General features: G+C 61.6%; 11 protein-coding genes. 7 read left to right on the top strand and 4 right to left on the bottom strand.

From position 1 onward, the window contains the following. The first annotated feature begins 63 nt into the window (after positions 1-63). The 5 genes from gshA to tauD all read left to right on the top strand — a co-directional run bounded on the left by gshA (position 64) and on the right by tauD (position 5458). Complete coding sequence (gshA, locus tag NN484_RS13540; protein ID WP_215501179.1) at positions 64-1647, top strand: glutamate--cysteine ligase; 1584 nt, start codon at positions 64-66, stop codon at positions 1645-1647. Between the two features lie 210 nt (positions 1648-1857). Next, entirely contained in the window at positions 1858-2835 is a 978-nt protein-coding gene (gene tauA / locus NN484_RS13535; RefSeq protein WP_215501178.1) for a taurine ABC transporter substrate-binding protein, read from the top strand. 16 nt (positions 2836-2851) lie between these two features. Next, complete coding sequence (gene tauB / locus NN484_RS13530) at positions 2852-3646, top strand: taurine ABC transporter ATP-binding subunit (protein WP_274659257.1); 795 nt, start codon at positions 2852-2854, stop codon at positions 3644-3646. After that, positions 3643-4476 carry a taurine ABC transporter permease TauC gene (gene tauC / locus NN484_RS13525; RefSeq protein WP_274659256.1) on the top strand — a complete coding sequence of 278 codons (834 nt, stop codon included), beginning with the start codon at positions 3643-3645 and terminating at the stop codon, positions 4474-4476. Before tauB ends, tauC begins: the two co-directional genes overlap by 4 nt. A gap of 142 nt (positions 4477-4618) precedes the next feature. Further along, the gene (tauD, locus tag NN484_RS13520) at positions 4619-5458 is read left to right on the top strand and encodes a taurine dioxygenase (protein WP_274659255.1); all 840 of its coding nucleotides are present in this window, start codon (positions 4619-4621) and stop codon (positions 5456-5458) included. 90 nt (positions 5459-5548) lie between these two features. On the opposite strand, the gene mgrA is transcribed toward tauD, so the two are convergent. The 3 genes from mgrA to NN484_RS13505 form a co-directional block, all read right to left on the bottom strand. Beyond that, the gene (mgrA, locus tag NN484_RS13515) at positions 5549-6586 is read right to left on the bottom strand and encodes an L-glyceraldehyde 3-phosphate reductase (RefSeq protein ID WP_274659254.1); all 1038 of its coding nucleotides are present in this window, start codon (positions 6584-6586) and stop codon (positions 5549-5551) included. A gap of 192 nt (positions 6587-6778) precedes the next feature. Further along, positions 6779-8098 (bottom strand): LLM class flavin-dependent oxidoreductase, encoded by a 1320-nt coding sequence (locus NN484_RS13510; protein WP_274659253.1) that lies wholly within the window; start codon positions 8096-8098, stop codon positions 6779-6781. A gap of 1 nt (position 8099) precedes the next feature. Further along, entirely contained in the window at positions 8100-10325 is a 2226-nt protein-coding gene (locus NN484_RS13505) for a TonB-dependent receptor (RefSeq protein WP_274659251.1), read from the bottom strand. A 205-nt stretch (positions 10326-10530) separates the two neighbouring features. On the opposite strand from NN484_RS13505, the gene NN484_RS13500 reads away from it, so the two are divergent. Together NN484_RS13500 and NN484_RS13495 are read left to right on the top strand one after the other, a co-directional pair. Beyond that, a complete protein-coding gene (locus tag NN484_RS13500; protein ID WP_215501171.1) occupies positions 10531-11568 on the top strand; it encodes a LacI family DNA-binding transcriptional regulator in 1038 nt (345 codons plus the stop codon). A 188-nt stretch (positions 11569-11756) separates the two neighbouring features. Beyond that, positions 11757-12017, top strand: coding sequence for a hypothetical protein (locus NN484_RS13495; RefSeq protein WP_127648506.1), 261 nt, complete (start codon positions 11757-11759; stop codon positions 12015-12017). A 24-nt stretch (positions 12018-12041) separates the two neighbouring features. On the opposite strand, the gene betT is transcribed toward NN484_RS13495, so the two are convergent. Then, the gene (gene betT / locus NN484_RS13490) at positions 12042-14003 is read right to left on the bottom strand and encodes a choline transporter BetT (protein WP_164747836.1); all 1962 of its coding nucleotides are present in this window, start codon (positions 14001-14003) and stop codon (positions 12042-12044) included. Between the last annotated feature and the right edge of the window lie 406 nt (positions 14004-14409).

Raw genomic sequence — 14409 nt, 5'->3', positions numbered from 1 at the left:
CACCCTTGTAGACCGTCCTGCCCACCCCCATATTGGGGCGACTGACGCGTGAAGGAATCCAAATTGAGCGAACTTCTCAACCGCCGCCTGGCTCTGCTCGGCGAGCGCGCCAACCTCTCTCTGCTCGAACAGTGCCTCCACGGTATCGAACGTGAATGCCTGCGCGTGACCAGCGAAGGTCGACTGGCGCAAACGCCGCACCCGGAAGCCTTGGGTTCCGCGCTGACCAATGAACAGATCACCACCGACTATTCCGAGTCGCTGCTGGAATTCATCACGCCCGCCCTGCCCGACCCGGCTGACACCCTGGCGAGCCTGGACAAGATTCATCGCTTCGCCTACAGCAAGCTCGGCAACGAGTACCTGTGGAGTCCATCGATGCCGTGCCCGTTGCCGGCCGAGGAAGACATCCCGATCGCCTATTACGGCACCTCCAACATCGGTCAGCTCAAGTACGTCTACCGCAAGGGCCTGGCCCTGCGTTACGGCAAGACCATGCAGTGCATCGCCGGGATTCACTACAACTTTTCCCTGCCGGAAAAGCTCTGGCCACTGCTGCGCGAAGCCGAGGGTTTCGTCGGCACCGACCGTGATTTCCAGTCGTCGTCCTACATCGCGCTGATCCGCAACTTCCGCCGCTACAGCTGGTTGCTGATGTACCTGTTCGGCGCCTCGCCGGCACTGGACGCCGGCTTCCTGCGCGGCCGTTCGCACCAGTTGGAACAGCTGGATCCGGACACCCTGTACCTGCCGTACGCCACCAGCCTGCGCATGAGCGACCTCGGTTACCAGAGCAACGCCCAGGCCGGTCTGACGCCGTGCTACAACGATCTGGCGAGCTACACCGACAGCCTGCGCACAGCCGTGGCCACGCCGTATGCGCCGTACGTTGAAGTCGGCACGCACAAGGATGGCGAATGGGTTCAGTTGAACACCAACATCCTGCAGATCGAAAACGAGTACTACTCCAACATCCGCCCGAAACGCGTGACCTACACCGGCGAGCGGCCGATCCAAGCGCTGATGGCCCGTGGCATCCAGTACGTCGAAGTGCGCTGCCTGGACATCAACCCGTTCTTGCCGATGGGTATCGACGTCACCGAGTCGCGCTTCCTCGACGCGTTCCTGCTGTATTGCGCGCTGAACGACAGTCCGCTGCTGACCAATACCACGTGCGGCAACGCCACTTCGAACTTCCTCAGCGTGGTCAAGGAAGGTCGCCGTCCGGGCCTGCAATTGCAGCGCGACGGTCAGGCGGTCGACCTCAAGGAATGGGCAGGCGAACTGCTGGAAAAAATCGCTCCGCTGGCAGCCCTGCTCGATCAGAGCCATGGCGGCGAGGCGCACAGCAAGGCACTGGACGCACAACTGGCCAAGGTCAGCAACCCGTCCCTGACTCCGTCGGCGCAGGTGCTGGCCGCGATGGCCGAGCACAAGGAAAGCTTCGCGCAATTCTCCCTGCGTCAGAGCCAGGCGCATGCTGAATTCTTCCGCAGTGAGCCGTTGAGCGCCGATGAACAAGCGAAGTTTGAGGCGCTGGCACGTTCGTCGCTGGCACAGCAAGCGGAGCTGGAGCAGAACGAGGTTGGCGATTTCGACGTGTTTGTCGGGTCGTATCAGGCGAGCATTCTGGCGATCAGCAATTAAGCGTTGTCGATAAAAAAGATCGCAGCCTGCGGCAGCTCCTACAGGATCAACATCGATCCCATGCAGGAGCTGCCGCAGGCTGCGATCTTTTGATCCTTTAGATTTTTCCGCTCATAAGCTAAGTCTAAAAAGTTATTTATTTTTAGTTTCTTAGATCATTTAGTCTCCTTTCACGCCGATCGTCGGTCGCCTGATTTGGAGCACTCCCCCATGAAACTGAATTTCCCGCTTCGCCTGCTGGCCGTGGCCTCGCTGGCTGCTGCGAGCTTTCTGGCGCAGGCCGCCGACCTCACCGTCGCTTACCAGACCACCGTTGACCCGGCGAAAGTCGCGCAGGCCGATGGCGCTTACGAGCGAGCCACCAAGGCCGACATCAGCTGGCGCAAGTTCGACAACGGCGCCGACATCATCGCCGCCATCGCCTCCGGTGACGTGCAGATCGGTTACCTCGGTTCCAGCCCGCTGACCGCCGCCATCACCCGCAAGGTCCCGGTGGAAACCTTCCTCATCGCCACCCAGATCGGCGCCGCCGAAGCACTGGTCGCTCGCGACGGTTCCGGCATCAAGACCCCGCAGGATCTGGTCGGCAAGAAAATCGCCGTGCCGTTCGTGTCCACCGGTCACTACAGCCTGCTCGCGGCGCTGAAGCACTGGAACATCGATCCGTCGAAAGTCACCGTACTCAACCTTGCCCCGCCAGCGATTATCGCCGCGTGGAAACGCGGTGACATCGATGCCACTTACGTTTGGGACCCGGCCCTCGGTGTCGCCAAGGAAAACGGCAAGGTGTTGATCACCTCCGGCGAACTGGCCAAATTCGGTGCGCCGACGTTCGATGCGTGGATCGTGCGCAAGGACTTCGCCGAGAAGCACCCGGACATCGTCACAGCGTTCGCCAAGGTCACCCTCGACGCCTACGCCGACTACCGCAAGGATCCAAAAGCCTGGCTCGCCGATCAGTCCCACGTCGACAAACTGGTGAAACTCTCCGGCGCCAAGGCCAGCGACATTCCGCTGTTGCTGCAAGGCAATGTTTACCCGCTGGCGGCTGATCAAGTGATCACCCTCGGCACACCAACCACCAAGGCCATCACCGACACCGCCGCGTTCCTCAAGGAGCAAGGCAAGGTCGAAGCCGTACTGCCGGACTACGCACCGTACGTCAGCGCCAAATACATCACCCACTGATCGGGAGGTAACCGCGATGGCCTTGCTACAGCTGGAGCGCATCAGCGCACAGTATCCCGGCAGCCTGGAACCTGTGCTGGCGGACATTTCCCTGACCCTCGGGCCTCAGCAGTTACTGGTCGCCCTCGGCCCGTCCGGCAGTGGCAAGACCTCGCTGTTGAACCTGATTGCCGGCTTCGTCGAACCCAGCGCCGGGCGCATCACCCTCGACGGCGAGCCGGTCAAAGGTCCGAGCGCCGAACGTGGCGTGGTGTTCCAGGACGACGCTCTGCTGCCCTGGCAGGACGTGCTGGCCAACGTCGCTTTCGGCCTGGAACTGGCCGGCGTCTCCAAGGACAAGCGCGAAAAAATCGCCCGGGAAATGCTCGCGCTGGTCGATCTCACAGGCTTTGAAAATCGCCGTATCTGGCAGCTCTCCGGCGGCCAGAAACAACGCGTCGGCCTGGCCCGCGCCCTCGCCGCCGACCCGCGCGTGCTGCTGATGGACGAACCCTTCGGCGCCCTCGACGCGTTCACTCGCGAACAGATGCAGGAGCTGCTGCTGCAAGTCTGGCAGCGCACCGCCAAACCGGTGTTCCTGATTACCCACGACATCGAAGAAGCGGTGTTCCTCGCCACTGACCTGATTCTGCTGGCGCCGAATCCGGGGCAGATCGTCGAGCGTCTGCACCTGGATTTCGGTCAGCGGTACGCCGCCGGTGAATCGGCTCGGGCGATCAAGTCCGACCCGCGGTTTATCGAAACCCGCGAGCACGTGCTGAGCAAAGTGTTCTCGCAACGCAGCGCCGTTCAGCGGCAGGAGCGCGCATGAGCAGTTACGACGTTTCCGCTCCGGCGGTGAAAACCCCATCGGTGGCGATTCCCGTGCGCCGCAGCCTCAGCACGCGCTGGATCAGCCTGCTGACCTTGTTCGTCTTGCTGGTGATCTGGTGGGCAGTGACCGCCAGCGGTTTGATCGAGCCACTGTTCCTGCCACCACCGTCCGCCGTGCTGCAAAAAGGCTGGTTGCTGGTAACCACCGGCTACATGGATTCGACCTTGTGGCAGCACCTGGGCGCGAGCCTGAGCCGCATTGGCCTGGGCCTCGGTTTCGCGATTCTGACCGCTGTGCCGGTGGGCATTGCCATCGGCGCCAACCGTATCGCCCGTGGTGTGCTCGATCCGCTGATCGAGTTCTACCGGCCGATTCCGCCACTGGCATATCTGCCGCTGATCGTGATCTGGTGCGGCATCGGTGAGTTGTCGAAAGTGCTGCTGATCTACCTGGCGATTTTCGCACCGATTGCCATCGCTACCGCGACTGGCGTGCGCACCGTCGACCCGGCCAAACTGCGTGCTGCACAGTCGCTGGGCGCCACTCGCGCCCAGCTGATCCGCCACGTGATTTTGCCCAGCGCCCTGCCGGACATTCTCACCGGCGTGCGCATTGGTCTGGGGGTTGGCTGGTCGACGCTGGTCGCCGCCGAACTGATCGCCGCCACCAGTGGGTTGGGCTTCATGGTGCAGTCGGCCGCGCAGTTCCTGGTTACCGATGTGGTGGTGCTGGGGATTCTGGTCATCGCCCTGATCGCGTTCGCCATGGAAATGGGCCTGCGCGCCCTGCAGCGCAAACTGGTGCCGTGGCACGGCCAGGCACACTGACAAATTTGATGTGGATCCCCTGTAGGAGTGAGCCTGCTCGCGATTGCGGTGTGTCATTCACCACAGCGTTGACTGTCAGCCTGCAATCGCGAGCAGGCTCACTCCTACAAAAGCTTGAACCCCGAATTCGAAGAGAAAGACCATGAGCAGCCTCAATATCACCCCATTAAGCTCAGCCCTCGGCGCACAGATCAGCGGCGTCGATATCAGCCAGCCGTTGAACCTGGAACAGCGCGACGCCATTGAGCAGGCGCTGCTCAAGTACCAAGTGCTGTTCTTCCGCAACCAGCCGATCGAGCCATCACAACAGGCGCGTTTCGCCGCGTACTTCGGCGACCTGCACATTCACCCGATCTACCCGAACGTGCCGGAGCAGCCGGAAGTGCTGATCCTCGACACCGCCGTCACCGACGTGCGCGACAACGCGATCTGGCACACCGACGTGACCTTCCTGCCAACCCCGGCGATGGGCGCGGTACTCAGCGCCAAGCTGCTGCCGGAGTTCGGTGGCGACACGTTGTGGGCCAGCGGAATCGCTGCGTATGAAGCGCTGTCGGCGCCGCTGAAAACCTTGCTCGAAGGGCTGACCGCGACTCACGACTTCACCCGCTCGTTTCCGCTGGAGCGCTACGGCAATACGCCAGATGCCCTGGCGCAGTGGGAAGAGGCGCGGCGCAAGAATCCGCCGTTGTCGCACCCGGTGATCCGCACCCACCCGGTGAGTGGCCGCCGTTCGTTGTTCGTCAACGAAGGCTTCACCTCGAAGATCAACGAGCTGTCGGAAACCGAGAGCGAGGCGATTCTGAAGTTTCTATTCGCTCACACGACGCGCCCCGAATTCACCCTTCGCTGGCGCTGGCAGAAAGACGACATTGCGTTTTGGGACAACCGCGTGACCCAGCATTACGCGGTGGATGATTACCGCCCGGCTCGACGGGTGATGCAGCGGGCTACGGTGTTGGGGGATGTGCCTTACTTTTAAGATCAAAAGATCGCAGCCTGCGGCAGCTCCTACATTGGAACGCGTTCCTCTGTAAGAGCTGCCGCAGGCTGCGATCTTTTGCTTTACTGATTACTCAGCCGTCGAAGGCTTCTCCCAAAGATTGATCCCACCCTCCTGGGCAAACCGGTCAATCTCCGCCAATTCTTCAGCACTGAAACTCAGGTTGTTCAACGCCCCGACGTTCTCGATGATCTGCTCCGGCCGGCTCGCGCCGATCAGGGCCGAGGTCACCCGCAGATCACGCAGGGTCCAGGCCAATGCCAGTTGCGCCAGGCTCTGGCCACGGCGCTTGGCGATTTCGTTCAACGCGCGCACGTGCGCGATGTTGTCCTCCGACAAGTGCGAAGCCTGCAACGAGCCACCGCCCGGACGATTGACCCGCGCATCCGCCGGCACGCCGTTGAGGTATTTGTCGGTCAGCAAGCCCTGCGCCAGCGGGGTGAAGGCGATGACGCCAGCGCCGAGTTCGTCGGTGGTGTCGAGCAGGTCTTTTTCCACCCAGCGATTGAGCAGGTTGTACGCCGGCTGATGAATCAGCAACGGCACTTTCCACTCTTTGAGCAGCGCGGCGATCTCGCGGGTTTTCACCCCGGAGTACGACGAGATGCCGATGTACAACGCCTTGCCCTGTTGCACGGCGGTGGCGAGGGCGCTGGCGGTTTCTTCCAGCGGGGTGTCCGGGTCGAAGCGGTGCGAATAGAAGATATCCACATAGTCCAGGCCCAGACGCTGCAGGCTCTGATCGAGGCTGGCCAGCACGTATTTACGCGAGCCACCGCCCTGCCCGTAAGGACCAGGCCACATGTCCCAACCAGCCTTGCTGGAGATGATCAGCTCATCACGGTACTGCTTGAAATCTTCACGCAACAGGCGACCGAAATTGATCTCGGCGCTGCCGTACGGCGGGCCGTAGTTGTTGGCGAGGTCGAAGTGGTTGATCCCCAGATCGAACGCGGTGCGCAGCAAGGCGCGCTGGGTGTCGATCGGCGTGCTGTCGCCAAAGTTGTGCCACAGGCCCAGCGACAGCGCGGGCAGCATCAGACCGCTGCGGCCGACGCGGCGGTAAGGGATGGAGTCGTAGCGGTTTTCGGCAGCGGTATAAGTCATCGAATCCTCTCTTGTTTGATTGACAGCAAATTGAGGGTGAATCCCAACCTGTGGCGAGGGAGCTCGCTCCCGCTCGGTTGCGCAGCAAGCGCAAATCCATCCATCGTGAATTGCCTGAATGAATGCGGCTGCAGGTCTTTGGGGCGGCTTCGCAGCCCAGCGGGAGCAAGCTCCCTCGCCACAAAAAGTGATCTACACAAATCTGTTTTGGGGTCGGGCCAGGCCCAGGTTCTGGCGCAAGGTCCGCCCCTCATACTCGGTTCTGAACAGCCCACGCCGCTGCAGTTCCGGAACCACGCCATGGGCAAAGTCTTCCAGCCCGCCCGGCAGGTGCGGCACCAACACGTTGAAACCATCCGCCGCGCCCTGTTCGAACCACTCCTGCAAGCGATCAGCGATCTGCACCGGGGTGCCGATCAGGCTGTAATGCCCGCGTCCGCCGGCAATCTTGCGCCCGAGTTCGGCGAGCGTCAGGTTCTCCCGCCCCGCCAGTTCAGTGAGCAATTTCTGCCGGCTCTGCTGCCCGCTGTCGGTCAGCGGCAACGCCGGCAACGGCCCGTCCAGCGGGTACTTCGACAGGTCGAAGTTGCCCAGCATACGCCCAAGCAAGGCGACGCCAACCTCCGGTTCGACCCATTGCTGAAACGTTTCACATTTTTCCTGTGCTTCGGCTTCCGTTTGCCCGACGACGACAAAAACCCCCGGCATGATTTTCAGCGAATCGGCACTGCGCCCGTACTTGGCCAGACGCCCCTTGAGATCGGCGTAAAACGCCTGTGCGCCGGCCAGCGAGGTCTGCGCGGTGAACACCACCTCAGCGGTTTGCGCTGCCAGTTCACGCCCGGTTTCAGAAGAGCCGGCCTGCACGATCACCGGTTGCCCCTGCGGTGAACGGGCGACGTTCAACGGGCCTTTCACCCGAAAGTGCTCGCCGACGTGATCCAGCACATGCAGCTTCGACGGGTCGTAATACGTGCCGCTGGCCTTGTCGCGAAGAAACGCATCGTCTTCCCAACTGTCCCACAGCCCGGTGACCACCTGATGAAACTCGCGGGCGCGGCTGTAGCGTTCGGCGTGACCGATGTGCTCGTCGCGACCGAAATTCAGCGCTTCGGCGGCATTGTCCGAGGTCACCAGATTCCACCCCGCGCGCCCGCCGGACAGGTGATCGAGTGAAGCGAATTTACGCGCCACATGGTACGGCTCGTTGTAGCTGGTGGTGGCCGTAGCGATCAGACCGATGTGCTCGGTGACCGCGCTGAGGGCCGAGAGCAGGGTCAGCGGTTCGAAGTGATCGGAGCGCGCCATGCGGCTGGCGATGTCCTGGGTCGGCGCGGCAACGCTGTCGGCGACGAACAGCGTGTCGAATTTTGCCGCCTCGGCAATCTGCGCCAGACGCTTGTAGTGGGCGAAATCCAGGCCGGCATTGGCCGGCACCTGCGGGTGACGCCACGCGGCGACGTGGTGCCCGGTGGCCATGAGAAACGCGCCGAGTTTCAACTGTCTGCTCATCTCAGAAATCCTTGCGCAGTTGCACGCCGAAGTAGCGTTCGTCATCCCGTGGCACGGCACGGTAGATGTAGCTGCCGCCGCTGGCGAGCAGGGGCGAATAGGACTTGTCGGCGAGGTTCTTGCCCAGCAGCGCCACGCGCCAGCCGTTGGTGTAATCGGCGAGCGCGACGCTGGCGTTCCAGATGCCGTAGGCGCCTTGTTTGGTGTCGGCGTTCTGGCTGATGTCGTACTGCACTTCGCTCTGCCAGCTGTAGTCGGTGCCCAGTTCGATATCCAGACCGTTGTCCAGTGGAATGCTGTAGTCGGCGCGCACGTAGCTTTTCCAGTCCGGGCTGAACGGCAGCGGCTTGCCATTGACGTTGCACGACGCCGCCGCACCCGCCGGGCAGCTGAATTGATCGATGCGTGCACGGGTGTAAGCCAGTGCCCCGGAGAGCTTGAGTTGCTGGGTCGCTTGCAAGGCGTAATCGAGTTCGACGCCTTCGGTGCTGACGCTGCCGGCGTTGATCAGGCGCGTCACTACTTGCCCGGCAACGGTGTCGAAAAAGTTCGCCTGATAGTTGTCGTAGTCGCTGTGGAACACCGCAAGGTTGGTGGTCAGCCGGTTGTTCCAGCTCGTGGCCTTGATCCCTGCCTCCCAGGTGTTGGAGGTTTCCGGTTTCAGCGCCTCGGTGTCACGCGGCTGCATGTTGAAGAACACGTTGTAGGCCGGGCCTTTGTAGCCGCGCGAATAGGTCAGGTACGTGGTGACGGCATCACTGAGGTCGTACTGCACGCCGAGACGACCGGACCAGCCGTCCTCGTCCACCGAACCGGAACTGCGGGTCGCCGGTTGAATGCCGCTGACCGTGGTCGCCGACGTCGAGACGCGGCGGTGATCGTATTCCAGCTCATCGTGGGTGTAGCGCAGGCCGGCGATGCCACGGAAGGCGGAAGTGAAGTTCAGCGTGGTTTCGCCGAACGCGGCGTAGCTGTCACTGGTGGTGCTGTAATCGGCGACACCACGGTCGGTGCGCGTGGTGGTGGTCAAGGTGCGTTGATACGTCTCGTCGTCCTTGCCGTGCATGTAGAACAGGCCGCCAACGTACTCGATAAATTCGCCTTTCGGCGAGGCCAGACGCAGCTCCTGCGAGTACTGGTCGAAGGCCAGATCGCCCTTGTCGGCAGTGCCGGGGAACGCTGCCGTCACGGTGCCGAGACGGTCGCCGTCCTGATACTGCGTGTTGTCCCAGCCGCGCCATGCGGTAATCGACGTCAGGGTGTAATCGCCCAGTTGCCAGTCGAGCTGGCCGGACAGGCCTTTGTTGGTGTCCTCGACGTGGCTGCGGGTGTCGGTGTTGATGTCGCGGTTATGGCTGCTGGCGTAGACCGGGCTCAGCGCGTTGGCGAATGCCGGGGTCAGCGACTTGCTGACGACGCCGTTGGGGCCGTCGTCATGGGACTGCATGTAGTCGGCGATCAAGGTGAAGGTGACGTCGTCATTTGGGGTGAATTCGAGTTTGCCGCGCACGCCGCGATGGTTGTAGCCGTTGACCTCCTGCCCGTTGTGCTGGTTATCGACGTTGCCGTCGTAAGTGCCGAACAAAGTGCTTATCGAGCCCTTGAGTGTGTCCGGAATCAGGCTGCCGCCGATGCCGAAGCGGGTGCGGCTTTCGTTGCCGCTGTAGTACGACTGGTCGATGTAGCCGTGGGTCTCGTTGGTCGGCGCCTTGCTGGTGATGTTGAGCACGCCGGCCGAGGCGTTTTTGCCGAACAGCGTGCCTTGCGGGCCGCGCAGGACTTCGACGCGCTCCAGATCCAGCAGATCGAGGGTCGATTGACCGGGACGCGCATAGACCACGCCGTCGATCACCGTGGCCACCGTTGGCTCGACGCCTGGAGAGGTAGAAATCGTGCCGACGCCACGCACGAACAACGAGGTGTCCTTGTTCGACGCGCCGGTGCGGAAATTCAGCGACGGCACTTGCTGGACGATGCTCGCCACGCCGTTGCGGTTGTCGCGCTCCAGCTGTTCACCCTCGATCACCGAGACCGCCACCGGGACCTTTTGCAGCGACTCCTCGCGGCGGGTGGCGGTGACTGTCACCGACTTGAGAGTCGGCTCCTGATCGCTGCTGTCAGCGGCCAGCGCATCGGCCAGCGGCAACGCCGCCAGCCCGGTAAAAATCCAGCCAGCGGCGCGAATCGATTGCGCCAGTGTGTGTGTCGCCCCAGGAATGTTGTGCATGTTTGCCCGCTCGAAATTGGCCCTGAACCGCTGCCGTTCTGCGACGACAGCGCCTGAATCGGTGTCTTGGGCATTCGCTCGAGCGAGTAGCAGACAGCGCGCTTTGTTAGCGCTACCATCGCCAGTATTGGCAAGCTGCATATAGAGCGTCCAATACTGAAAAATTACTTTTATATGCGTTTTGGTTTTTAAGAAGGATCGAGACTTGAGCCAGGAAAAGCCCCGCAAACGCCGTGGCGCCGGACGCGTGACCCTGAATGCGGTGGCGCGCCAGGCCGGTGTATCGGCAATCACCGTGTCACGTTATTTCAACCAACCGGAGTCGGTCTCGCCCGAGCGTCGAGAGCGAATTGCGGCAGTAGTCGCCGAGTTGGGTTACGTGCCGAATCTGGTGGCTGGCGGGCTGGCTTCATCGCGGGGCAAAATCGTTGGCATGGTGATCCCGAACATCTCCGGGCCGATCTTTGCCAATACCATTCAGGGCTTCAGTGACACCCTCAGCCGCCACGGTTATCAACTGCTGTTAGCGTCGAGTTACTTCAGCACCGAACAGGAAGAAAACGCCGTGCGGGCGTTTCTCGGCTGGTCGCCGGCAGCGTTGGTGCTGACCAGCCACTTCCATAGTTCGGGCACGGAAAAGATGATCGCCGAGGCGGACATTCCCGTGATCGAAACCTGGGATTACCAGCCGGATCGCGAACCGATGCAGATCGGCTTTTCGCATTACGAGGTCGGCGCGACCGCTGCGCGTTATCTGCATGATAAAGGCTATCGACGCATTGCCTTCGTCCAGAATAGCGCCCCCGGCGACCTCAGTGCACTGGAACGCCGCGACGGTTACGCCGCCACCGTGCGCGAGTTCGGACTTGAACCCTGGGTGTTCGCCCCCGACGCCGACCGCGCGCCGTTCGAGGCCGGCAAGCAAGCGATGGAGGCGCTGATGAACGCCTCTCCCCGCCCCGAGGCAATCATCTTCGCCAACGACAACCTCGCCGCCGGCGGCCTGCTCGCCGGGCAACGCGCCGGCCTGAAGATCCCCGAAGACTGCGCCGTCCTCGGCTTCGGCGATTATCCTTTCGCCGAGATGCTGTTGCCGAGCCTGAGCACGATCAAACCGCCGGCACTGGAGATAGGCGTGCTGGCGGCAACGCGAGTATTGGAAAGCCTTGGGGTATTACCGAGCGATGAGGTGCAGCGGCTGAATTTACTGCAGTGCCAAGTCATCGAACGCGAGAGCACCTGACGAAGATGACGGGGGCTGGATTGGCTATGCTCTAGTTAACACCGAGGTGGCCCTGTCGCGAGCAGGCTCACTCCTACAAGGAATGCGGTTGGCCACAGGATTTGTGCGCAACCGCGTTCACTGTAGGAGTGAGCCTGCTCGCGATAGAGGTCTATCAGGCGATATCCATCTACTAGGCAGAACTCGCCATGCACACCGCCATCATCATCTTCTTCGGCCTGGTCCTGCTCGCCCTGATGCTGTACATCGGCGAGCGTATCGGCTTCAGTCGGCAGACCCTGGCCTACAGCTTCGCCGCGCTGTGGCTGGCGTTGACGGTGATCAATGGCGCGGTGGGCGTGGTGCATGCCGGGCAGCCGCTGGGGTCGGAAATCGCGGTGGGCAGTGCGGTGTTCGGAGTGCCGATGGCGGCGCTGGTGTTGTTCATGGTGCTGAGCGCCGAGTCGTAAAACGTCCCGACGCCCAGCGGCCGATCAACGCACCAGATGCAGGAACTGCATGTGGCGTTCGTACTGGTCGAGGATGTCGTTGATGATCTGTTCCTTGGTGTAACCCACCAGATCGTAGTCCTGACTGCCCTCGCTCAAGTGCACTTCAGCGCGGTAGTAGCGGCGATTATTGAGTTGCTTGGAACCCATGCCACCGCGCGCAAACGACGGCGTGAAGTAGCCACGCATCTGCACCTGGTAGATGAACGGATGCAACTCGCCATGGCCGATTTCCAGGCTGACGTTGTCATGCGCCGGATCCGGTTGGGTGACCACATTCAGGCCTTTTTCAACAAACACTGCCGTCACTTCTTCGATCGCCGGACGCACCGTGGTGTCCATGAAGCGGTACACCTCGTCGCGCGACGGGAAGTGCACGGCCTGGCTCAGGCGCTGACGCCAGCCACCCTTGCCGCGGCGTGAGCCGGACACCGGGGCCAGCGAATGCAGTTGCGCGATCTGTTTCTGCGACTCCAGATAGAACGCCTTGTGCAGCCCCCACATCATCAGCAACAAAATCAAAGAGAACGGCAGCGAGGTCAGCACCACCGCCGACTTAAGCGCATCGATGCTGCCGGAGAACAGCAGCGCACTGGTGATCAGCGCGGTCATCGCGCCCCAGAACACCCGCAGCCACTTCGGCCCGTCTTCGTCCGGGCTGCCACCCTTGGCCGACAGGGTCGAGAGCACCACGGTGCCGGAGTCGGCCGAGGTGACGAAGAACACGAAGCTGATGAACACCGTCACAGCGATGACGGTCTTGCTCCATGGGTAGGTTTCCAGCAGCAGGTAAAGGCTCATCGACGGATTGTCGAGGGCCGACATGCCCAGTGCCGACATGCCGTGGTTGAGCACCTGATCGATGGCGCTGTTGCCGAAGATCGACATCCACGCCAAGGTGAAACCCAGCGGAATCAGCAACACACCGAAGACGAACTCACGGATGGTCCGGCCACGGGAAATCCGTGCGATGAACAGGCCCACGAACGGCGACCATGCGATCCACCAGGCCCAGTAGAACACCGTCCAGCCACCGAGCCAGTCGCTTGGCTTGTCGTAGGCATAGAGGTCGAAACTCTTCATCGGCAAGGCGCCGAGGTAGTCGCCAAGGTTCTGGATCAGGGTGTTGAGCAGATGCTGGGTAGGACCGGCGAACAACACGAACAGCAGCAACGCACAGGCCAGCAGCATGTTGATGTCGGACATCACCCGCACGCCTTTATCGACGCCGGAGACGGCGACAATGATCGCCGCACCCATCATCAGCGTGATCAGGCCGACCTGAATCCACTGGGTGTGGGCGATGCCGAACAGATAGTCGAGACCGGAGTTGAGGTGCAGCACACCGAAGCCCATATCGGCGCCCAGACCGAACACCGTGGCGATGATGCCGAAGCCGTCCACCGCATAACCGATGGGGCCGTTGATGCGCTTGCCGATCAGCGGGTAGAGCGCCGAACGCAGCGCCAGCGGCAGGTTATGCCGGTAGGCGAAGTACGCCAGGGCCATACCGACGAAGGCGAACACGCCCCAGCCGTGCAGGCCCCAGTGCAGAAACAGGATCTGCATGGCCTGGCGCGCCGCATCGGCAGTACCGGCCTCGCCTTGCGGCGGTTGGGCCAAATGCGTCAGCGGCTCGGACACACAGAAGAAAAACAGGGTGATGCTGATCCCGGCGGCAAACAGCATGCCGGCCCAGGACAGGTAACTGAATTCGGGTTCGTCGTGGTCGGCACCGAGTTTAATCTTGCCGTAGCCCGATAACGCGGTGACCACCACGAAGACCAGATACAGCGTCATCGCGAGCATGTAGTACCAGCCGACCGTATTGGCCGCCCAGTTTTGTGCCGCCAGCAACCAGGCTCCAGCCTGCTCCGGCATGGCGATGACAACGAGACCAAACAGCAGAATGACCGTCGCGGCGAAGTAGAACACCGGCGGATTCATGCGTACCAGACCGCTGGCGGGGGTGGACGATGCACTCATGAACGGTGCACCTCGAGGGGTTGAAACGTGGCTGAAATGATCGGACTCAGCAAAGGCAAGCCTCCTGTTGTGAGCGGGCAGCGAACCACCGGTTTAACTTGAATGAACGTTCAAGTTAAACATGGATAGGGCGCTAAGGACTAATCGCACGGCCAAGCGGTAGTTTTCCTACGCTAGCTCAAGGAGGGGTATGACGCTGGTTTGAGGGGATTCGTTCACTGGAGAATTGGCTGAATGCCATTATCCCGATTCGGTCTGAAAACCATTCGCGAGCAAGCTCGCTCCCACATTTGAAAAGCATTCCATTGTGGGAGATTCTATGTTGCAGGGGAACCCTGCAACCTCACTTTCGGTTGGTATTCGCTCT

The sequence above is a fragment of the Pseudomonas serboccidentalis genome (assembly GCF_028830055.1).
GTDB classification, from domain to species: domain Bacteria; phylum Pseudomonadota; class Gammaproteobacteria; order Pseudomonadales; family Pseudomonadaceae; genus Aquipseudomonas; species Aquipseudomonas serboccidentalis.
The sequence above is the reverse complement of the archived record's forward strand: the minus strand, read 5'-3'. Positions and strand labels throughout refer to the sequence as shown.

Excerpts from the sequence above, each read along its gene's own strand:
- tauA (WP_215501178.1), top strand. The coding sequence starts at position 1,858 with ATGAAACTGAATTTCCCGCTTCGCCTGCTGGCCGTGGCCTCGCTGGCT.
- tauB (WP_274659257.1), top strand. The coding sequence starts at position 2,852 with ATGGCCTTGCTACAGCTGGAGCGCATCAGCGCACAGTATCCCGGCAGC.
- tauC (WP_274659256.1), top strand. The coding sequence starts at position 3,643 with ATGAGCAGTTACGACGTTTCCGCTCCGGCGGTGAAAACCCCATCGGTG.
- tauD (WP_274659255.1), top strand. The coding sequence starts at position 4,619 with ATGAGCAGCCTCAATATCACCCCATTAAGCTCAGCCCTCGGCGCACAG.
- mgrA (WP_274659254.1), bottom strand. The coding sequence starts at position 6,586 with ATGACTTATACCGCTGCCGAAAACCGCTACGACTCCATCCCTTACCGC.
- NN484_RS13510 (WP_274659253.1), bottom strand. The coding sequence starts at position 8,098 with ATGAGCAGACAGTTGAAACTCGGCGCGTTTCTCATGGCCACCGGGCAC.
- NN484_RS13505 (WP_274659251.1), bottom strand. The coding sequence starts at position 10,325 with ATGCACAACATTCCTGGGGCGACACACACACTGGCGCAATCGATTCGC.
- NN484_RS13495 (WP_127648506.1), top strand. The coding sequence starts at position 11,757 with ATGCACACCGCCATCATCATCTTCTTCGGCCTGGTCCTGCTCGCCCTG.
- betT (WP_164747836.1), bottom strand. The coding sequence starts at position 14,003 with ATGAATCCGCCGGTGTTCTACTTCGCCGCGACGGTCATTCTGCTGTTT.